This window comes from Actinosynnema sp. NPDC037264, from assembly GCF_055603705.1.
In genome coordinates, this window is sequence record NZ_JBVJVK010000003.1 from 320,997 (window position 1) to 344,365 (window position 23,369).

The window sequence follows — 23,369 nt, forward strand, 5'->3', positions numbered from 1 at the left end:
AGTGGTCGTCGTGAACGCCGTCGCCCAGGTCGCCGCCGGGGTGGCGGCGGGGATCCACGTGCTGGTGTTCGTGTGGGAGACGCTGCTGTTCCGGCGGCCCGGCGTCCACTGGGGCGTGTTCAAGGTGCCCACCGAGGACGTCGAACCGGTCCGGCTGTGGTCGTTCAACGTCGGCCTGTACAACCTGTTCCTCGGCTCCGGGACGATCGCCGGCCTGATCGCGCTGAACACGGGCGACGAAGCGGTCGGCCGCGCGCTCGTGTTCTACACGTGCGGGTTCATGGTCCTGGCCGGCATCGGCCTCGGCGTGTCGGACCGGCTCGCGCTGAGCCGCCCCAAGGGCGCCGGGGTCGGCGGCACGATCGCGCAGATCACCCGGCACTCGTCGCGATCGTCGCGCTCGCCCTCAGCTGACCACCCGTCGCCGGCCGATCACCGGTGGACGCAGGAGACCAGCGCGGTGAACGCCGCCCAGGCCTCCTCGGGACCGAACAGCCGCGGCGGCAGCACGTAGCGCACCGCCTCGTACGACAGGTCGCCCCACGGCTCACGCCGGTGCACGCGGCCCAGGACGCGATCGCAGCCGGTGCACGCGAGCCACGGGACCACGACGAGGCCGTCCTCCGCGACCGGCTCGCCGTCGACCACCCGGACCCGGCCGCCGTCGCGGGACCGGCAGCGGCGCAGGGTCGGTTCCACCGACTCGCGCACGCCCCAGACCTCGGCGATGACGGCGATGCCCGCCCGCTCGTCCCCGCTGATCGCCACGTCGCCGTCGACCAGGCCGGTGACGAGCAGGTCGATCCCGGCCTCCTGCTCGCCGATGTCCCGGCACTCGAGCACGTCCCTCGCCCGGTCGGGCGGCAGCAGCGCCGCCAGCCCGCGCCACGCGGCTGCCTCGTCCTCGTCCACGTCGCCGAGGCTAACCGGACGATCGACTCACGCGATGTGTCGGTTAGCCTTACCTAAACTTCGGGGAGGTGCGGGTGTCGCGCGACGCGGTGCGAGGGGTCGGCCTGCTGGTGTCGATCGGCGTGCTGGGCCTGATCGTGCTGCTCAGCCTGTGGATCGGCACCAAGAGCATCCCGTTCGCCGACACCTTCGCCCTGCTGCTGGCCGACGACGGCACCGGCGACGCGGCCATCGTGCGCGACGTCCGCGTGCCGCGGGCCGTGCTCGGCCTGCTGGTCGGCGCGGCGCTCGGCCTGTCCGGCGCGGTGATGCAGGCGTTGACCCGCAACCCGCTGGCCGACCCCGGCCTGCTCGGTGTGAACATGGGCGCGGCGGCGGCGATCGTGTCCGCCATCGCGTTCTTCGGGATCACCAGCCCCACCGGGTACGTGTGGTTCGCGCTGCTCGGCGCGGCGGGCACGGCGACCGTCGTCTACGTCCTGGGCGCGGCGGGCCGCGGCACGGCCACCCCCGACCGGCTGGTGCTCAGCGGCGCGGCGATGACCGCCGTGCTCTACGCCTACGTCTCGGCGATCCTGCTGCTGTTCACGCACACGTTCGACTCGTTCCGGTTCTGGAACGTCGGCTCGCTCGCCGGCCGCGACTTCGAGCTGATCGGCCAGGTCTCGCCGTTCGTGCTGCCCGGCATCCTGATCGCGTTCCTGCTCGCCCGGAACCTCAACGTGCTGGCGCTCGGCGACCACACCGGCAAGGCGCTCGGTGCGAACGTCCACCGCACGCGCGCGTTCAGCGTCCTCGCCGTCACGCTCATGGCGGGCGCCGCGACCGCCGCCGCCGGGCCGATCGCGTTCGTCGGGCTGACCGTGCCGCACGTGGCCCGCATGATCGGCGGCAGCGACCAGCGCTGGGTGCTCGCGTACTCCGCGGTGCTCTCGCCCGTCCTGCTGCTCGGCTCGGACATCGTCGGCCGCGTCGTCATCGCGCCGCAGGAGATGGAGGTCGGCATCATCACCGCGTTCATCGGCGCGCCGGTGTTCATCGCGCTGTGCCGGCGTCGGAAGTTGGCCACGCTGTGAAGACCATCCGCACCCCCGCCGTCTCGCTGCGGATCAGCGAACGCGCCCTGCTCGTCAGCACGGCCATCGTGCTGCTGACCGCGGCCGCCGCCGTCGCCACCATGGTCACCGGCGACTTCCCGCTCACCGTCGGCGAGGTGCTGGCCACGGTCGTCGGGCAGGGCGACGGCTACGCCGACTTCGTCGTCTTCACGCTGCGCCTGCCACGCCTGATCACCGGCCTGCTGGTCGGCGCGGCGCTCGCGCTCAGCGGCGCGATCCTGCAGAGCCTGTCCCGCAACCCGCTGGCCAGCCCCGACATCATCGGCTTCACCCAGGGCGCGGCCACCGGCGCGATCGCGGTCCTCGTGCTCGCGCAGGGCAGCATGGCGGCCACCGCGCTCGGCGCGACCGTCGCGGGCCTGCTCACGTCCACCGCCGTCTACCTGCTGGCGCTCAAGCAGGGCGTGCAGGGCTTCCGGCTGGTGCTCATCGGCATCGGCGTGAGCGCGATGCTGCTCGCGGCCAACTCCTACCTGCTCACGCGGGCCACGCTGGAGAGCGCGCTGGCCGCGCAGGCGTGGCTGGTCGGCGGCCTGAACAACCGGGGCTGGGACCAGGCCCAGGTGGTCGCCGCGGTGCTGGCCGTGCTGCTGCCGTGCGCGCTGGCGCTCGGCCGGCGGCTGGCGCTGCTGGAGATGGGCGACAGCGCCGCGACCGGCCTCGGGGTGAACGCCGAGCGGACCCGCCTGGCGCTGCTCGCGGTGAGCGTCGGCCTGGCCGCCGTCGCCACGGCCGCCGCCGGGCCGATCAGCTTCGTGGCCCTGGCCGCGCCGCAGGTCGCCCGACGGCTCACCGGCGCGTCCGGACCCGGTCTGGCCGCCTCGGCGCTCACCGGGGGTCTGCTGCTGGTCGTCAGCGACTTCGCGGTGCAACGGCTGTTCCCGACGACCCAGCTGCCGGTCGGCATCGCCACCGGCGCGATCGGCGGGCTCTACCTGGTGTGGCTGCTGGCCCACGAGTGGCGGAAGGGGAGCGCGACGTGACCGTGCCCGAGGCGGAGCCGACCGGACGACTGCGCGGTGCGCGACTGACGCTGTCCTACGACGAGCGCGTCGTCGTGTCCGGGTTGGACGTCGAGATCCCGGACGGCTCGTTCACCGTCATCGTGGGCCCCAACGCCTGCGGCAAGTCCACCGTGCTCAAGGCGTTGGCGCGGATGCTCAAGCCGCGCGCCGGCGCCGTGTACCTCGACGGCCAGGCGATCTCGACGTACCGCTCCAAGGAGGTCGCCCGCCGGTTGGGCCTGCTGCCGCAGACCTCCATCGCGCCCGGCGGCATCACCGTCGGCGAACTCGTGGCCCGGGGCCGCTACCCGCACCAGCGGCTGCTGCGGCAGTGGTCCGTCGAGGACGAGGAGGTCACCGCGGGCGCGATGCGGATGACCGGCGTGCACGACCTGGCCGACCGCCTGGTGGACGAGCTGTCGGGCGGGCAGCGGCAACGCGTGTGGCTGGCCATGGTGCTGGCGCAGCAGACGTCGATCCTGCTGCTGGACGAGCCGACCACGTTCCTCGACATCGCCCACCAGGTCGAGGTGCTCGACCTGTGCGCCGACCTGCACGAGGACGGCAACCACACCCTCGTCGCCGTGCTGCACGACCTGAACCAGGCGTGCCGCTACGCCACCCACCTGATCGCGATGAAGCCCGGCGTCGGCGTGGTGGCGCAGGGCAGGCCGGCCGACATCGTGACCGCCGAGCTGGTGGAGGACGTGTTCGGCCTGCCGTGCCGGGTGATCGCCGACCCGGAGACCGACACCCCGCTGATCGTGCCGTTGCGGCGGCAGCGCGTCGCCCAACCGTCCACCGCGTAGCGAGCCCTCGGCTCAGACCCGCCACCTCGCGCGGCCCGGGGGTTCGGGGGTCAGGTCGGAGTCGAAGGCGGCGGCGATGGCGTCCACGTCCCACGAGTCGCGGGTCAGCACGGGCTGCTTCACGGCGTACTGCGAGATCACGTGCAGCTTGTCCGGCAGGAAGCGGATCAGCTGGCTGGTCACGCCGCCGGCCAGGTCGCTGAGCAGGTACGTCACCAAAGGCGCCATCCTGTCCGGCGTCTGGTCCCGCGAGCTGATCTCCTCGGCGCGGGGGTCGAGGTCCATCATCGGGGTCCACGCGAGCGGCGCGACGGCGTTGACGCGGACGTCCCGCGCGGCCAGCGAACCGGCCCACGACAGGGTCAACGACGCCACCGCGCCCTTCGACGCCGAGTAGGCCGCGGCGCCGGCGCGGCCCAGCATCGCGCCCGACACGACGTTCACGATCGAGCCGCCGCGCATCACCTTCGCCGCCGCCGTGCCGCAGTACATCGTGCCGAGCACGTTCACCTCGACCACCGAGCGCAGCACGTCCGGCTCGTCCTCCCACGGCTCGGCGAAGTGCGTGACGCCCGCGTTGTTCACCAGCCCGTCGACCCGCCCGAACGACGACGCGCACAAGTCCACGAGCGCCTGCGCGACCGCCGGATCGGTCACCGACCCGGTGTGCGCCACGGCCTCGCCGCCCGCGTCCACGATCGAGGCGACGACCGACGGAGCACCCTCGACGTCGTTCACCACGACCCGCGCGCCCGCCGCCGCGTGCCGCGCGTACGCCTCGCCCAACCCGCGACCCGCGCCGGTCACGATCACGGCCTTGCCGTCCAGGATCCCCATGCCTACCCCCGATAACCGGCCTTCGCGTCGTCCGCCCGCACCCGGTCGAGTTCGGCGCGGTCCAACCGCGCCGTCACGACCCGCGGGCCCGTGCCCGCCTCGACCACCCGCCGCCCGTCCGGGTGCCACACCCCGCTGCCGCCGCACGAGCGCCAACCGGGGCCCGCGCCCGCCAGGTTCGCCACCAGCGCGTACATCCGGTGGTCCATCGCACGGGCGGCGGGGTGCACGTCGAGCCGCCGTTCCTGGCCCTCGGTGTACAGCGCCGACACCGCGTAGACGTCCGCGCCCCGCCGCGCCACCTCCAGCGCGTGCTCGGGCGCCGCCGCGTCGTAGCAGACCGCGAGCGCGACCCGCCACCCGCGGACGTCCAGCGGCGGCGCGGGCTCACCCGGCTCGAACAGCTCCCGCTCCGCCCGGCTCGGGTACTGCTTGCCGACCACCTCGACCGAACCGTCCGGGGCCAGCGCCACCGACGCCAGCAACCGGCGACCGTCCGGCCCGAGCCACGCCGCGCCGACCACCGCCGTCGCCCCGTGCGCCCGGCACGCCTCGCGGACCACGTCCAGCCTCGGGTCGTCGGCCGTCACCCAGCACGCCGGATCGGCGAGCCGGTCCAGGTCGTAGCCGGTCAGCGACAGCAGCGGGAACAGCACCAGGCCCGCGCCGTCCGCCTCGGCGACCGTGACGGCCGCACGGCGCGCGTTCTCCGCCACGTCACCGGGCACGGGCGCGTGCTGCGCGACGGCGACCACCAACTCGTCGGATTCCACATCACCGATCATTTCACGCGATCGGGCGACGCGGGACAGGTCCCCGCGAAACGCTCACGAAAACGTGGTAAACATAAAGGTTGACTTCGCCGGAAATGGCGGAATTGGAGTTGGTTCGAGTATATCACAGGGGGCAAGCGTGACCACCGGTGAATTGTCGGCCGAACAGCGGCGGATCGCCTTCCTGCACGACCGACTGGAGCTGGAGCGGGCCGCCGCGCGAGCGGAGCTGGATGCCGCGCTCAAGGACGGCCACGAGCAGCGCTGGCACCGCGAAGTGGCCGTCCGGACGCTGTCCGAGCAGGTCAGCCGCCTGGGCGTGGCGGAGGAGAACCTGTGCTTCGGCCGCATCGACACCACCGAGGACCGCGTCTACGTCGGCCGGATCGGCTTGTTCGACACCGAGCGCGACTACGAGCCGTTGTTGACCGACTGGCGCGCGCCGGCCGCCCGCCCGTTCTACACCGCGACCGCGGCGAACCCGGAAGGAGTGACGCTGCGCCGCCATTTCCGCACCAAGGGCAAGCACCTGGAGAGCTTCTACGACGACGAGCTCCAGCTCACCTCGAAAGCGCTGCTCGACGCGTTGAACGCACCCCGCTCCGACACCATGCGCGACATCGTGGCGACCATCCAGGCCGAGCAGGACGAGGTGATCCGCCTCCCGCACCGGGGCGTGCTGGTGATCGAGGGCGGGCCGGGCACGGGCAAGACGGCGGTGGCGCTGCACCGCGTGGCCTACCTGCTCTACGCGCAGCGCGACCGGCTCTCCCGCCACGGCGTGCTGGTGGTCGGCCCGAACCCGGGCTTCCTGCGGTACATCGGCGACGTGCTGCCGTCCCTCGGCGAGACCGACGTCGTGTTCGCCACGCCGGGCGAGCTGTTCCCCGGCGTGCGGACCGAACGGGAGGACACCCCGGAGCTCCAAGCCCTCAAGGGCGGCCTCGCGGCCGTCGACCTGCTGGTGGCGGCCATCGCCGACCGGCAGGAGACGCCCGTCGAGCCGATCCCGGTCGAACTCGAGGACGTCACCGTTCCGCTCACCGCCGAGATCGCCGCCCGGGCGAGGGAACGGGCGCGCGCCGCCGGGCTCAAGCACAACGAGGCCCAGCCCTTGTTCCACGAGGCCCTCGTGGACGCGCTGGTCGCACCGGCGCTCGACCTCATCGGCGAGGACTGGCCCGAACTCGCGGCCGACGTGCGCCGCGAACTCGCCGGCCACCCGGACGTGCGGCGGGCCGCCACCGCGCTGTGGCCGATCCTCACCCCTCAGCAACTCCTCGCCGACCTCTACGCGGGCCGCTGCTCCGCCCTCGGCCACCCCGAACTGCACCGCGACGACCCGCACGCGTGGACGGTCTCCGACGTGCCGCTGCTGGACGAGGCCGCCGAACTGCTCGGCTCCGACGGCCGGGCCGAACGACGCGCGGCGTGGGAGCGCAGGCGGGCCGTCGAGTACGCGCAGGGCGTGCTGCACGTCATCGACACCGACCAGGCCATGCACGAGGACGAGCTGCGGGCCGTCGACCTGGTCGACGCCGAGTGGCTGGCCGACCGCCACACCGCCGTCGACCACCGCGTCCTCGCCGAGCGCGCCGCCGTCGACCGGGAGTGGACCTACGGCCACATCGTGGTCGACGAGGCGCAGGAACTGTCCGAAATGGACTGGCGGCTGCTGGCCAGGCGCGGGCCGAACCGGTCCATGACCGTCGTCGGCGACCTGGCCCAACGCCAGTCCGCCGCGGGCGCCCGCGACTGGCGGACGGTGCTCGAACCCCTCGCCCGCGACCGCTGGCAGTACCGCCGGCTCACGGTCAACTACCGCACTCCCGCCGAGATCATGGCCTACGCCGCGGGCGCGCTGGCCGAAGTGGACCCGACCGCCGTCCCGCCGACGTCCGTGCGGCACGGCGAAGCGCCGCTCGAAGTCACCGGCGCCGACCCGGAGTCGTTCCGCCCGCCCACCGGCACGTTCGCCGTGATCGCACCGGCCGGCCCCCTCACGCCGCGCGCGGCCAAGGGCCTGGAGTTCGACACCGTCGTCGTGGTCGACCCCGACCGCATGACACCGGCCGAGCGGTACGTCGCCCTGACCCGCGCCACCCGACGCCTGGTCGTCGTGCGCACGTCTGCGGAGGAGCGGTGCGCACCGCTCCCCGGTGGGGCGGCGACGGAGACCGCGGTCGGGTGTCAAGCGGACCGGGCGTGGTGATCAGGACACTCGTCAGGCACCTGCCGTCCGCGTACTGGATCACCAGCTCGTGCCGATCGGTGGTGGGCCCAACGCGCGGCAATGGCCGGGCCCGCTTCGCGCAACCTGCGGAAGTAGGTCACTTCCGTCCGGCGATATGTCAGGATTGCCCTATTCTCGGCGGTCGAGCGTCCCGGTGGATCGGTGTCGTGCGCCAAAGCGGTAGCCCTCGACAGTTCGGGCAGTTAATTGCGACAGTTGCAGTTGGTGAGGAAGTTTCCGCCAAGCGGTCCGGGGTCGTCTGCTGACGTGCCCCCGCGGGGTGGGCGCCGGAGTCCCCGCCCCGCGGGTCGTTCTGGCTCACGGGCCGTGACCGAGGGGGTCATGGCGGCCAAGCGGTCGTGTGGTCAGCGGTAACCGCAGGCGGCGGGGTCGCCGGAGGCCATGTTGCGGGCGCCCCACTCGTTCAGCGGCTCCAGTGCGGCGTTCAGCGAGTGCCCCAGTGGCGTCAGGGAGTACTCGACCCGGGCGGGTACCTCGTCGAACTCCTCGCGGCGGACCAGGTTGTCCGCCTCCATTTCCCGCAGGTGCTGGTAGAGCATTTTCTCGCTGATTCCCGGAATGAGTCGCCTCAATTGGCCGAACCGCTTGCTCTCGTCGGCGATGGCCCAGATTATGAGTACCTTCCACTTGCCCGCAATAAGGTCCACTGCGGCGTCCAATCCGCAGACGTAACTCTTGGTCTTCATGTTCATCCCCCTGACGACTTGGTAAGTGCTTACCTTCCCGTAAGTACTTGTCCGCACCTGAACACCGGATACTGTAACGAGCGTGCGGAGCATTGTGTAACGGTTGCTGCGGTGATGTCGAGGATGCCGGACGGAGGATCGATGAGCGGGACCAGCGCCAGATGCCGGCAGTCTTCGTCGCCGGGGCACCTCTGTCGTGGGGGTGACCCGGATCGGGCCCGCAGGGCGGACGAGGTCGCGAACCCCGTGGCGCGGACTTCCGCAGTGGCGACCCCTGTGCTGGTAGTGGCGCCATCCCGCCGGTCCGCACGGCGGGCCGCGAGAGACCCTCGTCGCCGACACCACCCCGATTTCCGGCTTCGGGACCACACCTATCAGGTCTATCCCGACTGATGTTAGCAAGGTTGTCCGCAGGTCGGGATCGTGCATACGAGCGGCGGCTCGGCGCAGCCGAGGGGCGCCGCTTCGGGTTTCACCTGTTCGGATCAATGGGGCCGAAACAGGTGACTCAGCGTGTCCGGGTGTGTAGTGTCATTCGCGCCGGTCTTCACGTCCTAATCGCCGGTGCGGACTCCGGGAATTGCGATATCCGACACCGAAGCGTCTCGTCGGAGCCTTGTGGCGTTAGCCGGGGCGTGCACTTCCGGCGTGGTAAGCTGAATTTGCACTCCGGTGGAGGTCGATGGTCGTTGACATCAACGGATTTGTGCCGCAACCGTAATGGCCTTATTTGGGGCGTCGTCCACGCGCATATCGGATCGGTGGGGTCGGTCCGGCAGCCGGGCGACCACGAGGCCGCTTGGTGGTCGGACACGACTGCCTGAAGACGAATCGTAGGCTGGGGGACACGATGCGGTTTCAGATGTTAGGCCCGCTGACGGCGTTAGACGACGATGGCCACCCGATCCCGCTGGGAGGCGCTCGGCAGCGCGCCACCCTCGGCCTGTTGCTGCTGCAGGCCAACCAGGTGCTGGCCACCAGCCAGTTGTTGCGGGCGCTGTGGCCCGGTGATGACGCGCCGACCTCGGCGCGGAAAATCCTGCAGAACGCGGTCTGGGGACTGCGGACCGTCCTCTCCGCCTACGGCGGTGGGGAGGGAGCGCCCAGCCTGGTGACGCAGCCGCCGGGCTACGTGCTCCGGCTCGACGTCGACCAGGTGGACCTGCACCGCTTCACGCGTCAGGCTTCCGAGGGCCAGGCGCTGCTCACGAGCGGTGAACCCGCCAGGGCGACGGAGGTGTTGCGCGAGGCGCTGTCGATGTGGCGCGGTTCGGTGCTGGCGGATCTGGTCGAGTCCGGCGTCAACTGGCCGGAACTCACCGCGGTGCAGCAGTCGCGGCTCGACGCCATGGAGAACCTGTTCGAAGCCGAGCTGGCCTGCGGGCGTCACCACGCGGTGCTGGGGCCGCTGCAGACCATGGTGGAGACCGAGCTGCTGCGCGAGCGCTCGTGCGGCCAGCTCATGCTCGCCCTCTACCGCTGCGGGCGGCACGCCGACGCGCTCACCGTCTTCACCAGGACGCGAGCCGCGCTGGCCGATCTCGGTCTGGAACCCGGCCACGGCTTGCGGGCGCTGCAGCAGGCCATTCTCACGCACGACCCGGCGCTCACCCCGGCTGAGCGGATCGCGGTGGTGTCGACCGAGGCGGAGTCGGTGGCGCCCGCCACCGAACCGGTTCCGCCCGCGCCGCCCGCGCTCGAACCGGGCCGCGTCCAGGTCGCGGACGAGCCCGCCGAGCCGGATCGCCCCGACAGTAGGCCGGCACGGCAGACCGTGAGCGTGCTGCTGGTCCGGGCGCGCCCGGCGGTGGCGGACGATGTCGTCCCCGCCCAGCGCATGGACGTCCACTTCGACATCATCGCCGTCGACGTGCGCCGGGCCGTGCAGGCGAAGGGCGGCCTCATCCTGGCGTCGATCGGCTCGGTCACCGCCGTGCTGTTCGACGCCCCGCACGGCGGCGGGCACGCCGAACGCGCGGTCCGCGCCGTGGACGGGTTGGCCGAAATCCTCGGCAGCCGCGTCGCACCGGGGCTCCGGCCCGAGGTCACCGCCGCGATCGTGACGGGCGAGGCCACGGTCAGGTACTCGCGCTCCGGCGAGGCCGTGGTGGTCGCGGGCACGCTCGTCGAGCAGGCGCAGTGCCTGCTGGCCGACGTGCCGGCGGGCGAGGTCCGGGTGTGCGGGCGGACGTTGTGGATGACCAGATCGCTGTTCACGTACCGGGTCGCTCGCAACGGCGAGTCGGCCACCCTCGGCGACCCGCCGGCGGGTAACGCCCTGCCGTTCGCGGACCGCGAGCGCGAGATGGACCTGCTGGCCGGGATGTTCGACCGGGTCCGCCACCGTGCCCGTCCGGACATGGCGACCATCCTGGGCGAGGAGGGCATCGGCAAGACGCACTTCCTCATGGAGTTCGTGCGCCGACTGGAGAAGGGTGAAGACGCCACCGTCCTGGTCGGACGGCCGTCGGTGCGGTGCGGGCACGACCCGCTGGCCCTGCCCAGCCAGATCGTCGTGGAGTACTGCGGCATCAACCCGGGGGACTCCTCGGCCACGGTGTCGGCCAAGCTGTCGTACGTGCTCGACCAGGTGGTGGCCGACGACGAGGAGTTCCGGTCGCTGCGCTACTGGTTGCGCCACTGCGTCGATCCGGAGCGCGACGGCGCCGCCGGGTCGAACGTCGGCGAGGTCCTGCGAGCGTGGCGGCTGTTCGTGGAGGACATCGCGCTCACCAAACCGGTGATGATGGCGGTGGACGACCTGCACCTGGCCCACCCCGCCGTGATGGACGCGGTGGAGGCCCTCGTCGAGACCCCTCGCACGGTGCCGCTCCTCGTGGTCGCCACCGCGCAGCCGCGCCTGCTGGACCGCAGGCCGGCCTGGGGCAGTGGGAAGCGGCAAGCCACGACCATCACCCTGGACCCGCTCTTCGGCGACGGCGGAGAGCGGGCGGTCGAACCGCGCAGGGGCGGCAAGGCGTCGCGCCTCGTCACCCCTGCGCCCATGATCGAGCCGGAGTTGGACTACCTGGCCCGCTGACCCGCGGTGGTGGTGGTGATCGTGCCACCACCACCGTTCTCCGCCCTGCCGACAGGGCCGGCACGGCACCGTTCCGCTCGGAGACGGGACCACCGCACCGCCCGGGTACGACGACACCGCGTGTCCGGGCCGCAGCGGCCCGGACACGCGGTGCCGTCAGAGAACCCTTACCGGGCAACCCTCACAGCGGGATGGTCTCCAGGGCGACGGGGCGGTCGACCGCCATGATCCACTTGCCGTCGGGCTTGCGGATCAGGACGTCGGTGCAGATGCCGTTGATGCGCACCGGCTTGCCGTCGTCGTCGGTGACCTCCAGCCGGAAGTCCACCACGATCAACGACGTGTGCCCGCCCGCCACGTAGGCGTACTTCACCGTGGAGTCCAGCTTGGGGTTGCGCGCCAGGAGCTCTGTGATCGCGGCGGTCCGGTCGGCGCCCGTGCGCGGGGCGCCGGTCAGGTTCGAGATGGCGTCGTCGCGGTAGAGGCTGTCGAAGATGGCGCCCTTGCCGGAGTTGAAGGCGGCCAGGAAGACCGCGTTCTGCACCTCCGGGTCGTCGGTCAGTTCCAGGTTGTCCAGATCCAGTTGCGCCGTCATGAGCGGCTGCTCGCTTTCTCTCGGTCGGTGACTCTTGCCCGGTCCCGCCGGACGGGGCCGGATCAGAGGAAGTAGTTCCGGGGGTCCAACCCGAGCAGGACGCGGCCCTGCACCTCCAGGCTGGTGGTCGCGTTCAGCAGGCCGTGCTGGGCCATGCCCCGCACGTCGCGCTGGAACCGCTGGAGGGGGACGTTGCGCGCGATCACCGTGGCACCGCTGGCGCTGTAGAGCAGGTCCACGGCCTCCTTGGCCAGCTCGATGGCGAACGCGCTCTGGCCGCGGATGTCCGCGCGTTCCTCCCACGTGGGCTGCACGCCTTCGTCGGCGCGGCGCTGGACCAGGCCGACCATGCGGTCGAGCATCGCCTCGGCGGCGGTGATCTTGTTCGCCGCGGTGGCGACCTGGACGTGGGTCAGCGGGTGGTCGCTTTGGTCGGTCCAGCTCGAGTAGGAGATGCCGCGACCGTTCAGCCGGTCGACGAACAGCTCGTACGCGCCGCGCGCCATGCCGACGAACGCGGCGAGCGACTCGGCCAGCACCAACGGGTAGAGGCAGTAGTCGCGGCCGGTGGCGCCGGTGTTCGACCGGTCGTCCAGCGTCCCCAGCACGGCCTTCTCGGCGTCCGCGACCCGGTGCGCCGGGACGAAGACGTCCGTGGCGGTGCTGCTCACGCTGCCAGTGCCGCGTGCTGCCGACACGTCCCAGTCGTCGGCGAGGGTCATGTCCGACAGCGGCACCAGCGCCACGGACTCGCCCACCGGGCCGTCCGGGCCCTCCACGATGGCGGCCATCATGTTCCAGTCGGCGGCCTTGGCGCCGGTGTTGAACCGCCACGTGCCGCTGAGCCGGTAGCCGCCGTCGACCGGGGTCAGCGTGCCGCCCGGCGTGAACCCACCGGAGACGCGGACCGCGCCCGAGCCGTAGACCTCTTCCTGCGCCTTGTCCGGGAACAGCGACACCATCCACGCGGTGCTCACCCACACCATCGACACCCAGCCGGTGGAGGGGCACCCGCGCGCGATCTCGGCCAGCACCGCGGCCTTCTCGGCCAGCGGCAGGTCCAAGCCCCCGAACCGACTCGGCACGGCCATGGCGAAGACACCGGCCCGCCCCAGCAGGTCGATGTTCTCCTGGGGGATCCAGCCGTTCGCGTCCGCCTCCGCGCCGTTGGCGCGCAGTGTGGAAACGAGGTCCCGCACCGCTTCCAGAACCGCCGGACGGGCGGTGTCGGTCGTGGTCACCATGCCTCCTTCGCGCTTTCGCACGGGTATGACGGCGAGGTCGCCCGGCTTGGTCGCCGGCGCCGAACGCGTCCCACCCCCGGGCCGTTCACCGGCGGGTTGTCGACGCTTGCCGCCAAAGCTACCGAGGCACGTTGCGAAGGTGTCCAACACGCAATCACTGCGCGGTAACCCCGCAGGTCGCGCGACTCCCCGCGGAGGCGCTGACCAGCCGATGAGCAGCCGGTTACCGATCTCCGACCCGCCCGCGACCGTCGATGACCAAACGGTGGAGAATACTTTTCCCACCATCTCGAACGAGTACCGCAGCGCTGCTTCACTGATGGTCATGACGACCAACAAACCCATCCTGGTGCTCGGTGGAACAGGCAAGACCGGAAAGCGGGTTGTCGCACGGCTCCGTGCCCGCGGGTTCACCGCGCGCGCCGCGAGCCGCAGCGGCGAGACGACCTTCGACTGGCACGACGAGAGCACCTGGGACGCGGCCCTCGACGGGGTCGGGGCCGTCTACATGGTCGACCTGGTCGACGAGGCGGTGGAGTGGAACCCGGCGGTCTCGGTGCGGTCGTTCTGCGAGAAGGCCGTCGCCACCGGCGTCGAGCGCGTGACCCTGCTCCAGGCCCGGACCGATGAGGAGGCGGGTGGCAAGTCGCTGACCGGCAGCGAGGACATCGTCCGCGCGTCCGGTCTCGAGTGGACCATCCTGCGGCCGACGTGGTTCACGCAGAACTTCGACGAGGGCGTGTTGCTCGACAGCATCATGGCCGGTCACCTGCGAGTGCCCGCGGGTGACGGCCTGGAGCCGTTCATCGACTGCGACGACATCGCCGAGGTCGCCGTGGCGTCGCTGACCCAGGAGGGTCACGCGGGCCAGGTCTACGAGCTGACCGGTCCCGAGGCGATCACCTTCGGCCAAGCGGTCGCGGAGATCGCCCGCGCCACCGGCCGCGAGATCCGCTACGAGGCCGTCACGCACGAGCAGTACGTCGACGACCTGGTCGCCGTCGGCGCACCGCGCGAGTACGCCCAGCTGCTGGCCGACCTGATCGGCCAGATCCGCGAGGGCAAGAACGCCCACCTGTCCGACGGTGTGCAGCGCGCTCTCGGTCGCGAACCGATCAGCTTCGCCGAGTACGCCAAGAACGCCGTCGCCAACGGCGCCTGGCAGGTGTGAGCCCGGCGGGCCGCACGTTCCCCACCGCGCCCGGCCTGCTCGTCGAACTCCTGCGCCAAGCGGGCCGGCCGGCAGACCGAGTACGCACAGGAAGGCAAGGCATGTCCGCGCACACCTCCCCGGTGCCGTCCCGCACGGTCGGCGGCGCCGTGGCGCCCGACGTCCTGCGTCGCGTCATGTCCCGGTTCGCCACCGGCGTGGTCGTGCTCACCGTCGGCGGTGAGCACCTCCGCGGCATGACGGCGAACGCGTTCGGCTCGGTGTCGCTGACACCCCCGCTCGTGCTGTGCTGCGTCGCGCAGTCCGCGGTGATGCACGGCGCGCTCACCGCCACCGGCGCGTTCGGGGTGTCGGTGATGGGCGCGGACCAGGAGCAGGTCGCCCGCCACTTCGCGGACAAGCGCCGACCGGACGGCCACGCGCAGTTCGATCCGCTCACCTGGCGTCCCGGACCCCGCACCGGGGCACCGCTGATCGGCGGCGCGCTGGCGTGGCTCGAGTGCGAGGTCAGCGCCGTCCACCCGGCGGGCGACCACTCGGTGATCGTCGGGACCGTGCTGGACGCCGAGACCGCCGCGGAGGGCTCCGGGCTGCTGTTCTTCGAGGGCGCGTTCCGGCGGGTGGCCCCCTTGGAGGCGTTCGGCGCCGGCTGACGACGGCACGGCCGTCGCGCGGTCGGCGCCCCCGCCCAGCCGCCCGCACGTCGCAGTCCACTGAGGATCGGACCGCGCGCCGCCGGGCCAACGCGCGGTGGTGGCGTCCTCCGCCGGCCGGATATCGCTACAGTGGTCGCACAACCGGTTACCCGGAGTTGCGTTCCACCCCCGTCCCCGGTTACCCATGAGGAGCACAGATGAACGAGCCCGGCGCGGAGCCGGTCACCGACAGCCCGTACGCGGCGGTCGCCGAGCACGTCGCGCGGTACCTCGCCAGCGACGGGCGCGACGGTCACCTGGAAGCGGGTGTCCCGAACCTCGTCCTGACCACCACGGGGCGCAAGAGCGGCAAGCTCCGCAGGACCGCCATGTTCTACACGAAGGACGGTGAGCGCTACGTCATCGTCGCCTCCCACATGAGCGGCGGCCCGAAGCACCCCGACTGGTACCTCAACCTGGTCGCCAACCCGGAGGTGCTCGTCCAGGTCGGTTCGGACAAGTTCACCGCGCGTGCGCGCACGGCGGACGCGGGGGAGAAGCCGCGGCTGTGGGCCCTGATGACGAAGCTGTGGCCCGCGTACGACACCTACCAGGCCACCGCGTCCAGGGATATCCCCGTGGTGGTCCTGGAGCGCGTTTAGCGACCGAGGGGGAACGTCCCGCAGGGGGCGGACGGCAGCTGCCGTCCGCCCCCTGCGGCGTTCCCGGGAGGGAGCGGCTCTGAGTCGAAAGTGGACGGTCCATTACCGACGATGAGCGGCCGGTGGTCGGCACCTGGTTACGGTCTCGGGGTCCGGTGTGAGGACAGGGGGTCCGGGCATCGCGGCGTGATGTCCACCGTGGACTGACCGGTCCCACTTCGAGTACCTCAGGAGGAACGCGTGACCACCGCGCACTACGACACCATAGTCATCGGAGCCGGCTTCGCCGGCATAACCGCAGCGCGTGAACTCGGCTCGCAGGGCAAGCGCACACTGGTGCTGGAGGCCAAGGACCGGGTGGGTGGTCGCGCCTACACCGAGACGCTGGCCGGTCACCTCGTCGAGCTCGGCGGCGCGTGGGTCCACTGGACCCAGCCCCACGTGTGGACCGAGATCACCCGTTACGGCCTCGGTATCGTGCCCGACGAGAAGGCCGTGTTCGCCAACTTCCCCGGCGCCGACGGCCGGATGAAGACCTACCCGGGTGAGGAGGTCCTGGCGCGGCAGCAGGAGCTGCTGGAGCGGCTCTTCGCGGGCTGGGAGGAGTACTTCGAGCGTCCCCACGACCCGTGGTTCCGGGCGGAGAAGCTGGCCGAGGTCGACAAGCTCTCGCTCCGCGACCGCATCCTGGAGCTGGAGCTGTCGCCCGAGGACGAGAACCTGCTGTGGGGCTGGGCGTCGGGCGAGTCCGGTGGCCGCAGCTCCCGCGGCGCGCTGACCATGCCCGGCCACTGGTGGGCCATGGGCGGGCTCCAGCTGATCGGCTTCGACGCCATCTTCAACCTCCGGTTGGAGGTGGGCATGCAGAAGCTCGCGGAGCTGATGGCCTCCGACGTCGCCGGGAGCGAGTTACGGCTGAACACCGCGGTCAAGGCCGTGCACGCCGACGGCGCCGCGGTGACCGTGACGGCGGCGTCCGGCGAGGTCTTCACCGCGTCGACCGCCGTGGTGACGGTCCCGGTCAACGTGTGGAAGAACATCGAGTTCAGCCCGGCGCTGCCCGAGCCCCACCTGCGGGCCAGCACCGAGACCATCGGCGTGCCGAACGCGGTCAAGCTCGCACTGCACCTCCGCGGCGACTTCGAGGGCGCGTTCTACGCGCAGGGCGAAGAGGGCGCGGCGTTCATCGGGCTCTTCCCGCACCGCGTGCTGCCCGACGGCACCCACCTCGTCGTGGGCTTCTGCGTCGAGGAAGGGGTGGACGTCAACGACCGCAAGCAGGTCGAAGACGCCGTGCGCCACTTGGAGCCGCGGGCCGAGGTCATCGACTACAAGCTCCACGACTGGGGCCGCGACGAGTTCAGCGGGGGTGGCTGGGCCTACCGCCAGCCGGGCCAGCTCACCACCATGCACGAGATCCAGCGGCCGCAGGGCCGGGTGGCGTTCGCGTCGGGTGACATGGCCAACGGCTGGAGCGGCTGCGTCGACGGCGCGATCGAGTCCGGCATCGTGGCCGCCCGCCACGTCGCCGGCCTGCTCGGCCGGGACTGAGCAGCGGCTCCGGGACGACCGGTCCCGGAGTTGTGCTCCGCTGACCGGAAAGCGACGGTCGCGTCGGCGGCGGCTCGATCCCAGTCGCCTGGCGCTACGTACGCGAGGCGCGACAGTGCGCACTCCGCTCAAGCGCCACGCCCTCGACTGCCACGCGACCGGAAGGCGGTCGACCGGGCGCCCACACCGGGCCACCGCGATCACCGCAGCCGTCCTCGTCCTGCACCACGTCGGGACCCGCCGTCATCCACGATGAAAAACGCACACTGACCAATTGGTAAGTACTGACTTTTTTATCAGTAGTTGATCAATCGTCTGCCGCGTGTGATTCTTGCCCGAAGCACGCGCATCATTCGCTCAGCGGAGCTGAACAGGAGATTCCGCACATGTTCACTGGCAAGAGGGCCGTGATCACCGGTGGCACCCACGGGATGGGGCTGGCCATCGTGAAGGCGCTGCTCGCGGGTGGTGCCGAGGTGCTGACGACCGGCTACAACGAGCGCAACGTCGAGGCGGCGCAGCGCGAACTGGGGTCGAAGGCGCACGTGGTGCGCTCCGACACCACGGACCTGGCCGACATCGAGGTCCTGGCCAAGCTGGTCGAGGAGAAGTTGGGCACGGTCGACTACCTGCACATCAACGCCGGGTTCGCCGAGATCGAACCGTTCGACTCGGTCACCGAGGCCGGCTTCGACAAGACCTTCGCCATCAACACCAAGGGCGCCTTCTTCACCGTGCAGCGACTGCTGCCCTTGATCTCCGACGGCGGCGCTGTGGTCTTCACGACCGCGGTCGCGGACGGCACGGGTACCCCCGGCATGTCGACGTTCTCCGGCGCGAAGGCGGCGGTGCGGGCGTTCGCGCAGGTGCTCGCGGCCGAACTGCTGCCGAGGCGCATCCGGGTCAACGTGGTCAGCCCCGGGTTCATCAGGACCCCGACCATGGGTGTGGCCACCGCGAGCCCGGAGTACCGCGAGGAGTTCGAGACGGCGGGCGCGGCGCTGACCCCGCTCGGTCGCATCGGCACGCCGGAGGAGGTGGCGCAGGCATCGCTGTTCCTGGCGTTCGGCGCGACCTTCACCACCGGGATCGAGCTGCCGGTCGACGGCGGCATCGCCCAGGGTCTGGTCCCGCTCGGCGCCGAGTAAGCCCGGATCGACAATACAAATTGCCGTGGAATGCCGGGCCTCACCAGTGGTCCGGTATCACGCGGCTGGACTCGCCGTGCGCGGGAAACAGGAACGACGATGGCGACGACAGTCACCTCATTCACCGAAATCCAGGGCAAATTCTTCGAGTACATCGCGGACATCAAGTACTGCACGATGATCACGGTGGACAAGAGGAACCGGCCCAGGGCCAGGGTTCTGCTGCCCATCTGGGAGGTGGTGGACGACCAGCCGGTGGGGTGGCTGGCCGCCTACAAGACGCCGGTGAAGGCGGCGCACCTGGCGCGCAACCCGCACGCCACCTTCTCGTACTGGTCCCCGCGCCAGAACGTGGTCCACATCGACACCGCGTCGACGTGGGTCGACGACCCGGAGGTCAAACGCGAGATCTGGGACCTGTACCGCAAGGGCTCGCCCGCCACCGTCGGGTACGACCCGATCAGGTACTGGCGAGGTGGCCCCGAAGACCCCGAGTACCACCTGCTCCGCATGGAGCCGTACCGGGTGCAGGTCGTCCGCGGGACGGACTTGTTCGCACGTATCTGGCAGTCGGACACCGCGTGACCGTCCCGCCGACGGCTCTGGTTCGAAGGTCGGCAGGCGACCCGACCAGCGGACGTCGCATCGAGAGCAGCAACACCGTGAACCACCGGAAGGACAAGTGATGTCAGGGGACAACCGCTCGGCCGCGGGCACCGCGGCGACGAACGAACCGGCGGGTGCCGTCGGCGCGGAGGAGGCCGTCGAGGCCCCGAAGAACCCGTTGCGCTGGAAGGCGCTCGTGGTGCTGTGCGCGGCCTTCTTCATGGTCCAGCTCGACGCGCAGATCGTCCTGTTGGCGCTGCCGTCGATGCAGGCCGAGATCGGCCTCACCGCCGCGGGCGCGCAGTGGGTCATGAGCTCCTACCTGCTGACCTTCGGTGGCTTGCTGCTGCTGGGCGGTCGCGCCGCCGACGTCTTCGGCCGGCGCCGCATGTTCGCCGTCGGCATGGCGCTCTTCCTGGTCGCCTCCCTGATCGCCGGTCTGGCCTGGGACCCCACCATCCTGATCGCGGCGCGGGTCGGCCAGGGCATCTCGGCCGCCATCATCTCGCCGACGGCGCTGTCCCTGGTGATGGTCACCTTCACCGACAAGACCGAACTGGGCAAGGCGCTGGCGATCTGGGCTGCCAACGGCGCCGCGGGCGCCATGGCCGCGCTGTTGATCGGTGGTCCGATCAACGACCTCCTCGGCTGGGAGTGGATCTTCTTCATCAACGTGCCGGTGGCGCTGCTGGTGCTGGCGTTGACCCCCAAGCTGCTGCCCGAGAGCAGGGTTGCGGACCAGGGCAAGGGCTTCGACCCGCTCGGCGCGCTCACGATCACCCTGGCGATGGTCGCCTTCATCTACGCCGTCGTGGAGACGCCGGTCGCGGGCTGGCTGAGCGGGCAGACCCTCGGCCTGCTGGCCGCGACCGTCGTGCTGTTCGGGTTGTTCGTCGTCATCGAGAAGCGGGTCTCCGCGCCGATGGTGCCGCTGAGCCTGTTCCGCAACCGCAACCTGGTCGGCGGCAACGTGGTCATGCTGCTCGTCGGCATGGTGACCTTCGGCGCGGTGCTGATCATCTCGCTGTACGCGCAGCAGGTGCTGGGCTACACCGCGCTCGCCTTCGGCGTCAGCACCGTCATCTACACGGTGATGTCGACTATCGGCTCCCAGATCGGCGCCCGGGTCGTCGCCAAGATCGGGTTCCGCACCCTGGCGGTGATCGCGATGGCCCTCATGGCGATCGGCACCCTGCTGCTGACCCAGGTCGACGTGGACGGCACCTACTTCGCCGACCTGTTCTGGGGCCTGCTGCTCTTCGGCCTCGGTCTGGGCATGGGCTTCGTCGGCGTCACGATCGCCGCGCTGGCCGACGTCCCGGGGGAGCACTCCGGTGTGGCCTCCGGCATCAACACCGCGGGCTTCCAGATGGGTGGCGCGCTCGGTGTCGCCGTGGCGACCTCGGTGGCGGTGACCTTCACCCGCGGTGGTGACCAGAAGGTGGCCCTGAACGAAGGCTTCCAGGCGGGCTTCTGGGCGATGACCTTCCTCGCCGTGGCCAGCCTCCTGGTCGGCCTGGTGCTGTTCAAGGCGCCGAAGCCCACCGCGACCGCCGAGAACTAGCGGCTCCCTCCCGTGCGCGGGTGTCCGGCTTCCCCCGGCTGCCCGCGCATTGGTCGCACGGGAGCGCCGACGGCGGCTCGCACGGTCGCCGCCGGCACGGATCGTCCGTGTCCCCTGATGGAGCCGTGCCGGCTCGTGGGCACTCGCTGGAGGCCGTTCCCGCGCAACCAAGGAGGCCGCCGACAATCCAGTCGGCGGCCTCCTCCGTGCGTGCGGGTCAGCCCGGCAGCAGCGCCATCCCGTCGGCTTTGCCCAGGATCGCACACAACCCTCGCAGGGCCTGGCCGAACCGCTCGATCGCCTCGTCGGTGATACCCAGTGAGGGCTCCACCCGCAGGGTGTGCGCCGCGCTGGCGGTGGGGAAGACCCGGATGGCGTGCTCGCGCAGCAGGTACCCGGCCGCCACGTAGCCGATCAGGCCCGCACGGGCGTTGTCCCGCAGCACCTCCGAGGTCGACTCGGACAGGTCGTGGAACTCGATGCCCAGCATGAGGCCCTTGCCCCGGACCTGCGAGACGACGTCGGGGAACTCCGCGGCCACGGCGTCCAGCTCCGCGCGCAGCCGCGCCCCCCGCGCGACGGCCCGCTCGTACGCCGCGCCGCCGTCCGCCTCCAGCATCTCCACGACCTTGATGCCGATGTGGCAGGACAGCGCGTCCTTGGCGAACGTCGAGCTGTGCACCAGCTCGAAGTCGCTGCGGTAGCGGCTCTGCCGCACCAGCAGCGCCGCGGTCTTGGCGATGCCGCCGCCGAGGCCCTTGGCCAGCACGAAGTAGTCGCCGAGCAGACCGACGCCGGAGGCGGAGAACAGCCGCCCGGTGCGCCCCATGCCGCTCTGCACCTCGTCGACGACCAAGGGGAAGCCCACGGTGTCGGCCGCGGCGCGGATCTCCGCCGCCGACTCCGGCGACAGCACGTGGATGCCGCCCTCACCCTGCACCGGCTCGACGAAGAACGCGCCGATCGCCGGGTACTCGCGCTCGACCAGTGTCACCTGCCCGTCGACCACGACCGGGGACGGCAGGACCGTGCGCTCCTCGGCCAGCACCTCGGCGAGCGCGCCCGGCTCGCCGACCGCGACGAACCTGGCCTGCGCGGCGAGCGCGCGGAACGGCGCCCGGTAACCCGCGTGGTGGGTGAGCTGCACGCTGCCCGCCAGCTTGCCGTGGAAGGAGCCCTCCAGCGTCAGGAAGACCGGGCCTCGGCCCAGGATCTCGCCGTGGCGGCGGCCGAGCTCGGCCACCAGGGCGTCGAAGTCCGAGCCCTCGGCCAGGCCGAGTCGGGCACGCGCCTCGGCGGACACGGTGGCCGTGCCGTCGGCGACTGCGGCGCGGGCGGTCGCGATGTCGGCCTCCACCGCCGCGTGCAGCTCGCCGACGCGGATCACCCGGTCCAGCTCGGCGTGCTTCATCGCCGTCTCGATGCCTTCGGCGCCGCTGTTGGCGAACACCGCCGAGTAGGGCTCGTCGATGCCGAACTCGCGGTGCAGCACCCGGTTCAGCGCGGCGGCCAGCTCGTTGGCGTAGGGGTGGTAGGAGAGCTGCGCGTGCAGGGGCACTCGCTTCGCGAGCAGATCACGCGCCAGTGCCACCAGTTCGGGGTGATTGTGGCCGAACACCAGCGTGCCGTAGCCGCCGACCAGGTCCAGTACGGCGACCTCATCACCATTGTGGTCGCGGTAGTAGAGGGTGTCGCCCTCACCGCGCACGTACTCCCGGTCGAGGCCGAGGCCGGCGAGCAGCCTCCGCATGTGGGCCTCGGCGAGTTCCGGTTCCATCGTGGGAGCAGCCATGTGCCCTCTCCGTCGTGCTCGCTCGGGTCATCGCCGTCCGGGGCGGGGCGGGCGGACGATTACCCGCCGATGACCGCGTTGCGTGTGGTCGTCCTGTCTGCCCGGCCGGCGCCGGGGCCGGTGGACGCGTGCGGGCGGGGGAGGGCCCGAGCCCGCCCCCGCCGTCGCGCCCCGCGGTGTCGCTCGTGTCGCTCAGGCCTCGCCGAACGGGTTGTCCACGACGTAGCGCCAGCGCCCGTCCTCGCCCAGGCGCAGCACGTCCAGGCCGATACCGGTGTGGTGCTCGGCCTCGAAGCCCTGGCCCGCCGGGATGTCCAGCTCCCAGTCGACCACCAGCAGCGCGGTGTCGTCGGTGACGAAGGACTCGCGCAGCTCGGCCTTCATCGACGGCTTGCGGGCCAGGTAGGCGCGGAGGCCGTCCTCGTGTTCCTTGCCGCTGACCGGGTTGCCCGGCTCCCACACCGAGACCGCGTCCTCGGTGTAGAGGCCCAGCACGGCCTCGACCGCGCCGGAGTTCATCGCGCGCACGTAGGTCGCGGTCATCTCGCGGGGGTCCGTCACTGGGCCGATCTCGTCCACGATGCTCGTCATCTGCCGGTCTACTCCCTCGTCGGTGAGCTGTGCCGGGACCGCACTCCCGGTCGCGCCCAACGTAGCCAGGACTTCCCACTGCGAATCCACGCTCGGGTAACCGCCGCGCGCCGCGGTGGGCGCGCGGAACGGGTATGTCCTTTGTGGATGGTTCTCGGTCGGCGCGCGGTCTGCGACCGGTAACCGGACGGTCATCACTCTTCCGAGTGCTGCCCAGCACCTCCCTCCGGCCCGCGGTCACCGTTGGTCCACGGGACGGGCAGGGACGGTGCACGTGCAGGTACGTGGAGCGATTGCCGAGCGGTGAGTGCGCGTTGGACCTTTGCGCCGGCAACGCCGTTATGGTCGATTTCGGGACGATCGCAGGAGCGGGTCCG

General features: G+C 71.3%; 21 protein-coding genes. 13 read left to right on the forward strand and 8 right to left on the reverse strand.

Annotation, left to right across the window (positions count from 1 at the left end):
• Positions 1-10: 10 nt before the first annotated feature.
• A complete protein-coding gene (locus ACZ7GX_RS05980) occupies positions 11-514 on the forward strand; it encodes a DUF1304 domain-containing protein (RefSeq protein WP_498773342.1) in 504 nt (167 codons plus the stop codon).
• Here ACZ7GX_RS05980 and ACZ7GX_RS05985 read toward each other — a convergent pair.
• A complete protein-coding gene (locus ACZ7GX_RS05985; RefSeq protein WP_498773344.1) occupies positions 433-912 on the reverse strand; it encodes a hypothetical protein in 480 nt (159 codons plus the stop codon). The genes ACZ7GX_RS05980 and ACZ7GX_RS05985 overlap by 82 nt on opposite strands.
• Before the next feature lie 74 nt (positions 913-986).
• Between ACZ7GX_RS05985 and ACZ7GX_RS05990 the strand changes: the two genes are divergently transcribed.
• Genes ACZ7GX_RS05990 through ACZ7GX_RS06000 form a run of 3 tightly spaced genes read left to right on the forward strand, consistent with a single transcriptional unit; the run spans position 987 to position 3,843 of the window.
• Complete coding sequence (locus ACZ7GX_RS05990) at positions 987-1,988, forward strand: FecCD family ABC transporter permease (protein WP_498773471.1); 1,002 nt, start codon at positions 987-989, stop codon at positions 1,986-1,988.
• Positions 1,985-3,013, forward strand: coding sequence for a FecCD family ABC transporter permease (locus ACZ7GX_RS05995; protein ID WP_498773346.1), 1,029 nt, complete (start codon positions 1,985-1,987; stop codon positions 3,011-3,013). Before ACZ7GX_RS05990 ends, ACZ7GX_RS05995 begins: the two co-directional genes overlap by 4 nt.
• Complete coding sequence (locus ACZ7GX_RS06000) at positions 3,010-3,843, forward strand: ABC transporter ATP-binding protein (protein WP_498773348.1); 834 nt, start codon at positions 3,010-3,012, stop codon at positions 3,841-3,843. The genes ACZ7GX_RS05995 and ACZ7GX_RS06000 overlap by 4 nt, the downstream gene beginning before the upstream one ends.
• 12 nt (positions 3,844-3,855) lie before the next feature.
• Here the strand turns inward: ACZ7GX_RS06000 and ACZ7GX_RS06005 are convergent, their stop codons facing one another.
• Both ACZ7GX_RS06005 and ACZ7GX_RS06010 read right to left on the reverse strand, forming a co-directional pair.
• Positions 3,856-4,680: an SDR family NAD(P)-dependent oxidoreductase gene (locus ACZ7GX_RS06005; protein WP_498773350.1), complete on the reverse strand. Its 825-nt coding sequence runs from the start codon at positions 4,678-4,680 to the stop codon at positions 3,856-3,858.
• A 2-nt stretch (positions 4,681-4,682) separates the two neighbouring features.
• Positions 4,683-5,453, reverse strand: a complete 771-nt coding sequence (locus ACZ7GX_RS06010) for a carbon-nitrogen hydrolase family protein (RefSeq protein ID WP_498773352.1) — start codon at positions 5,451-5,453, stop codon at positions 4,683-4,685.
• 139 nt (positions 5,454-5,592) lie between these two features.
• On the opposite strand from ACZ7GX_RS06010, the gene ACZ7GX_RS06015 reads away from it, so the two are divergent.
• On the forward strand, positions 5,593-7,665 hold the full coding sequence (locus ACZ7GX_RS06015) for a UvrD-helicase domain-containing protein (RefSeq protein WP_498773354.1): 2,073 nt from the start codon (positions 5,593-5,595) through the stop codon (positions 7,663-7,665).
• Positions 7,666-8,051: 386 nt separating this feature from the next.
• On the opposite strand, the gene ACZ7GX_RS06020 is transcribed toward ACZ7GX_RS06015, so the two are convergent.
• Positions 8,052-8,486 carry a winged helix-turn-helix transcriptional regulator gene (locus ACZ7GX_RS06020; protein WP_498773356.1) on the reverse strand — a complete coding sequence of 145 codons (435 nt, stop codon included), beginning with the start codon at positions 8,484-8,486 and terminating at the stop codon, positions 8,052-8,054.
• An 853-nt stretch (positions 8,487-9,339) separates the two neighbouring features.
• On the opposite strand from ACZ7GX_RS06020, the gene ACZ7GX_RS06025 reads away from it, so the two are divergent.
• Positions 9,340-11,433: an ATP-binding protein gene (locus tag ACZ7GX_RS06025; protein ID WP_498773358.1), complete on the forward strand. Its 2,094-nt coding sequence runs from the start codon at positions 9,340-9,342 to the stop codon at positions 11,431-11,433.
• A 181-nt stretch (positions 11,434-11,614) separates the two neighbouring features.
• On the opposite strand, the gene ACZ7GX_RS06030 is transcribed toward ACZ7GX_RS06025, so the two are convergent.
• Positions 11,615-12,028 carry a YybH family protein gene (locus tag ACZ7GX_RS06030; RefSeq protein ID WP_498773359.1) on the reverse strand — a complete coding sequence of 138 codons (414 nt, stop codon included), beginning with the start codon at positions 12,026-12,028 and terminating at the stop codon, positions 11,615-11,617.
• A gap of 62 nt (positions 12,029-12,090) precedes the next feature.
• Complete coding sequence (locus ACZ7GX_RS06035; protein WP_498773361.1) at positions 12,091-13,269, reverse strand: acyl-CoA dehydrogenase family protein; 1,179 nt, start codon at positions 13,267-13,269, stop codon at positions 12,091-12,093.
• 328 nt (positions 13,270-13,597) lie between these two features.
• Between ACZ7GX_RS06035 and ACZ7GX_RS06040 the strand changes: the two genes are divergently transcribed.
• The 7 genes from ACZ7GX_RS06040 to ACZ7GX_RS06070 all read left to right on the forward strand — a co-directional run bounded on the left by ACZ7GX_RS06040 (position 13,598) and on the right by ACZ7GX_RS06070 (position 20,609).
• Complete coding sequence (locus ACZ7GX_RS06040; RefSeq protein WP_498773363.1) at positions 13,598-14,443, forward strand: NAD(P)H-binding protein; 846 nt, start codon at positions 13,598-13,600, stop codon at positions 14,441-14,443.
• 101 nt (positions 14,444-14,544) lie between these two features.
• Positions 14,545-15,096: a flavin reductase family protein gene (locus ACZ7GX_RS06045; RefSeq protein WP_498773365.1), complete on the forward strand. Its 552-nt coding sequence runs from the start codon at positions 14,545-14,547 to the stop codon at positions 15,094-15,096.
• 200 nt (positions 15,097-15,296) lie between these two features.
• A complete protein-coding gene (locus ACZ7GX_RS06050) occupies positions 15,297-15,740 on the forward strand; it encodes a nitroreductase family deazaflavin-dependent oxidoreductase (RefSeq protein ID WP_498773367.1) in 444 nt (147 codons plus the stop codon).
• 240 nt (positions 15,741-15,980) lie between these two features.
• Complete coding sequence (locus ACZ7GX_RS06055; protein ID WP_498773369.1) at positions 15,981-17,291, forward strand: flavin monoamine oxidase family protein; 1,311 nt, start codon at positions 15,981-15,983, stop codon at positions 17,289-17,291.
• A gap of 386 nt (positions 17,292-17,677) precedes the next feature.
• On the forward strand, positions 17,678-18,439 hold the full coding sequence (locus ACZ7GX_RS06060; protein ID WP_498773371.1) for an SDR family oxidoreductase: 762 nt from the start codon (positions 17,678-17,680) through the stop codon (positions 18,437-18,439).
• A gap of 99 nt (positions 18,440-18,538) precedes the next feature.
• Positions 18,539-19,024: a pyridoxamine 5'-phosphate oxidase family protein gene (locus tag ACZ7GX_RS06065; RefSeq protein ID WP_498773373.1), complete on the forward strand. Its 486-nt coding sequence runs from the start codon at positions 18,539-18,541 to the stop codon at positions 19,022-19,024.
• 100 nt (positions 19,025-19,124) lie between these two features.
• Complete coding sequence (locus ACZ7GX_RS06070) at positions 19,125-20,609, forward strand: MFS transporter (protein ID WP_498773375.1); 1,485 nt, start codon at positions 19,125-19,127, stop codon at positions 20,607-20,609.
• Positions 20,610-20,826: 217 nt separating this feature from the next.
• On the opposite strand, the gene ACZ7GX_RS06075 is transcribed toward ACZ7GX_RS06070, so the two are convergent.
• Both ACZ7GX_RS06075 and ACZ7GX_RS06080 read right to left on the reverse strand, forming a co-directional pair.
• On the reverse strand, positions 20,827-22,401 hold the full coding sequence (locus ACZ7GX_RS06075) for an aspartate aminotransferase family protein (RefSeq protein ID WP_498773377.1): 1,575 nt from the start codon (positions 22,399-22,401) through the stop codon (positions 20,827-20,829).
• A gap of 192 nt (positions 22,402-22,593) precedes the next feature.
• A complete protein-coding gene (locus tag ACZ7GX_RS06080; RefSeq protein ID WP_498773379.1) occupies positions 22,594-22,992 on the reverse strand; it encodes a YybH family protein in 399 nt (132 codons plus the stop codon).
• Positions 22,993-23,369: the final 377 nt, after the last annotated feature.